The sequence below is a fragment of the Armatimonas sp. genome, assembly GCF_031410135.1.
In the GTDB taxonomy this organism is placed as follows: Bacteria; Armatimonadota; Armatimonadia; order Armatimonadales; family Armatimonadaceae; genus Armatimonas.
On record NZ_JANNYP010000382.1, the window covers coordinates 1 to 3,764 of the forward strand.

Consider the following 3,764-nt stretch of genomic DNA (forward strand, 5'->3'; position numbering starts at 1 on the left):
GGCATCACGCTGCAAATCTGGCAGGAGAGTACCACCGAGACCAAGGGCGCGGGTTGCTGCTCGCTCGGGGCGGTCGAAGACGCGCGGCGTGTGGCGGCGCGGATCGGGATTCCGCACTACGTCCTCAACTACAAACAGCCCTTCGCCGATGCCGTGATCAAGCCCTTTATCGAGGACTACCGGCGCGGACGAACCCCCAACCCGTGCGTCAACTGCAACCGTTATATAAAATTCGACGCGCTTTTAGAGAAGACGCTGGCACTGGGCGCGACCAAGCTCGCCACGGGCCACTACGCCAAAGTGTTTCACGACCAGACAACCGGGCGCTGGGGCTTGGCACGTGCCACGGATGGCGACAAAGACCAGACCTACGCCCTCTACGCCACCAAGCAGCACCAGCTCGCGCACATGACCATGCCGCTGGGAGAGCTGACAAGCAAGCTAGAAACCCGCGCACTCGCTCGTCAGTACGGCCTGCTAGTCGCCGACAAGCCCGATTCGCAGGAGATCTGCTTTGTGCAAGGCGGCAAGTACACCGAGTTTCTCGCCAAAGAAGCCCCCGAGCTGGTGCAGACGGGCAACTTCGTTGATGCCGACGGCAACCATCTAGGCAAGCACGAGGGCTCCGCGTTCTACACGGTCGGGCAGCGCAAGCGCATCAATGTCGGCTCCCCTATCCCGCTCTATGTTCTGAAAGTGGAGGCAGAGACCAACACGGTGGTCGTGGGCAAGGACGAAGAGCTTTTCGCCGACGGCTGCGATGTGGAGGATCTGAACTGGGTCGCGCTCGCCCCGCCACCGGTGGGAGAGCCTATTTCCTGCGAGGTCAAGATACGCTACAATATGCACTCGCGCCCGGCCCGGTTAATTTGCCAGGCAGACAGCACCGTGCGTGTTGCGTTTGACGAGCCGCTTCGTGCGGTCTCACCCGGTCAGGCCGCCGTGTTCTACGGGGTCGGGCCGCAAGCCAACCAGGTGCTAGGCGGCGGAACAATTCAATAGGGAGATGGAATGAACGAAGAAGAAGACGGCAGTGATTTCAGCGCCATTGCGGCAGGTCTCGTGGTGGGAATGGCAGTGGGAGGCATCTTAGGGCTCCTCTTTGCCCCCAAACCGGGTGCACAGCTCCGTGAGGATCTCAAGGATCGCACGGAAGAGACCATGGATCGCTTGCAAGAGGCCACCAGCGAGCTGGTAGCGCGTAGCAAAGACCTGGCGACGCAGACCAAAGAGAACCTTGCACACTCTGTCGAGGCGGGAAAAGCCGCCTACACGGAGAAGCGCGAGGAGCTCATGGCACAGTTGGACGCGTAATCGAGATGCCAGCACGACGTGAGGCGTTTCTCAGTGGTCTATTTGGTGCCTTAGGAGTAGCCGTCGCGGCGTTGGCGCTCTTTCTGGGCTATCGCTTCTTAGAGACCGCTATCGCCGTCAGCACGCCTTTTGTCGCAGCACTAGTGATCGCCCTGCTCTGCGATCCAGTCGTCAATAAGATTCAAAAGAATGTCGGGTTTACCAAAGGCAAGCGTGCTCCCGCTGTCGCGCTCGTGTTTACGTTCTTTCTCCTAGGCTTTACCGCGCTGATTGTTTTAGTGGTGCCAAGCCTTATCGGTCAGCTTCAAAAGCTCATAGACTGGATCACCAGCAACGGACTAGGTCAGCTCCAAATCAGTGTCGATAGCTGGCTACAGAGCCACCGAAAAATCGGCCCTATCGCTCTCCCCGACTCCATCAATAGCCTAACCAAGCAGTACTCCGACCAGGTCACTGCCACCGCCAAGCAAATTGGCCCCAAGCTCTTAGGAGCAGTCGTCGGCTCGTTCTCGGGCCTGCTGAATGTGATCCTCATTCCCCTCTTGACTTTCTTCTTGCTCATGGACCTGGGACGATTCCGGCGGCGCTTGATCTTCCTGCTCCCCACCAACCTGCGCACCCAGTTTGTCGGAGTAACAAGTGATGTTGGGGAGGTATTCAGCAACTACCTGCGCGGCATGCTCCAGGTAAGTCTGGCCTACATGGCAACCGCGACCCTGCTGTTTTCTCTGCTCTGTCTGGTGCTGGCCCCACAGATGCTGGGCTATGTCTTACTCATCGGAATCGTCAGCGGGGCGCTCTATATCGTGCCCTACGTCGGTTTCTTGGGTGCGGCAGTCACCGCGGTGATCGTCGGACTGGTCACCAACGCGGGTATCCCTACTCTGATCACCTCAGTGGTTCTGCTGGCGATTTTAAACTTCAGCTTCGACAATATCATCACCCCCAAGATCGTGGGTAGTGGCGTCGGGGTGCATCCGATAGTCGCCATGTTCGCACTTCTGGTGGGGGCATCGCTCTTTGGCCTCTGGGGCATGCTCCTGGCCTATCCAGCAGCCGGTAGTGTGCAAGTCGTGCTCTTTCGGCTCTTTCCGAAGCTAGCGCAGCCCACGCCCGAGCTGAGCAGTACTCCAGAGCAGAGCGGCACGGAGACGGAGTCTGAAGCCCAGTAGCGTTTTGTTGGTCTGAGCAGATATGCCGTTCTTCGTTGCCATCCAGCCCCCGAGGCCGACCTTACCGACACAGCTTCCTCGGGGCAGTCAGTTGCCACCACGTCAGCCGCCCACAGCCGCACCAAACGCGCCAGCGCAGCCGCCCGGCGAGAGTGGTCAGCCCAAGAGCAAGACCAACGAGATTTTTCCGACGGCGGATCGCATGGAAGCCACCGATGACGGTGCGCTTCTTTTAGGCAATGTCAAGCTGATCTACGACGGCTATGTCGTGACGTGTGATCGGGCCACCTACGACGAGAAGAAAAACTACATCACGTTTGAGTCCAAGGTACAGATGGAGACGGGCAAGGAGACTTTCTTTGCCGAGCGCATTGGCTTCAACCGCAAGACCCGCGAGTTTGAGGCCTTCGAAGCCCACACGGTGCTTCCCCCCGACCGCGTGGGTCAGGGCATTTTAGAGCCCGTTATTCTCTGGGGCAAGAGCATCAAGCGTGAGGGCGATATTTTGAAAGCAACCGACGGCTTTCTGACGACCTGTGACCTGGCTCATCCGCACGCCAAGATCGGCTTTGGCTACGCCGAGCTGGTTCCCAAAAAGCGCCTCACCTTGCGTGATGTGACGATCTACCGCTACGACACGATTATTCTGCGCATCAAGCACCTGACCATCCCGGTTGTTGAGCAGCCGCGCTACAGCTATCTGCCCAATATCGGACGGACTCAGGAAGAGGGCTACTTTGTCAAGGCCGTGATCGGGTACTCGCTCGCCAAGACACTGCCAGGCTTGCTACGTGTGGACTGGATGGAGAAAAAAGGAATTGGGCTAGGCACCGACCAGACCTATCGCTTCGGCGACACCGCTGCGGGCCGTGTCAACCTCTACACCCTCAATGACAGGAGCCGCAACGCCCGCAACCTCAACGGACAGGTTCAGCACGAGCAGCGCTTCGGGGAGATAGATGCACGCCTTAGCTCGGACTTTCAGAGCAACTCCTACTTCGCCGCCACGCAGAACTCGAAAACCCAGAACACGACCCTGGCTCTTAACCGCGCTATCGGCACTACAAGCACCGGTATCACGCTAGGACAGAATAGCTCGGACTCCGGCGGCTCGATCTACCGCACCAGCACCTATGGCCTGACCCAGCAGCTTCCTCTGCCGAAGAGTGGGAGCCTGAGCTTTCGCTTTAATGGCACGGACAACCTCAATGCGTCGGCAACATCGCGCACGGGCCGTATCCAGGAGAACGCCGAGCTGCGAGCCTCTAGCACTCTCGG

General features: G+C 58.8%; 3 protein-coding genes and 1 pseudogene. All 4 read left to right on the forward strand.

What is annotated here, in order from left to right; genetic code table 11:
• Positions 1-1,002: tRNA 2-thiouridine(34) synthase MnmA (gene mnmA / locus RMO15_RS13920; protein ID WP_309713677.1), on the forward strand; the 1,002-nt coding region annotated here is incomplete at its 5' end.
• 9 nt (positions 1,003-1,011) lie between these two features.
• Positions 1,012-1,314: a YtxH domain-containing protein gene (locus RMO15_RS13925; RefSeq protein ID WP_309713679.1), complete on the forward strand. Its 303-nt coding sequence runs from the start codon at positions 1,012-1,014 to the stop codon at positions 1,312-1,314.
• A gap of 5 nt (positions 1,315-1,319) precedes the next feature.
• A complete protein-coding gene (locus tag RMO15_RS13930) occupies positions 1,320-2,486 on the forward strand; it encodes an AI-2E family transporter (protein WP_309713682.1) in 1,167 nt (388 codons plus the stop codon).
• A gap of 22 nt (positions 2,487-2,508) precedes the next feature.
• A pseudogene (locus tag RMO15_RS13935) lies at positions 2,509-3,764 on the forward strand (hypothetical protein); the annotation flags it as partial.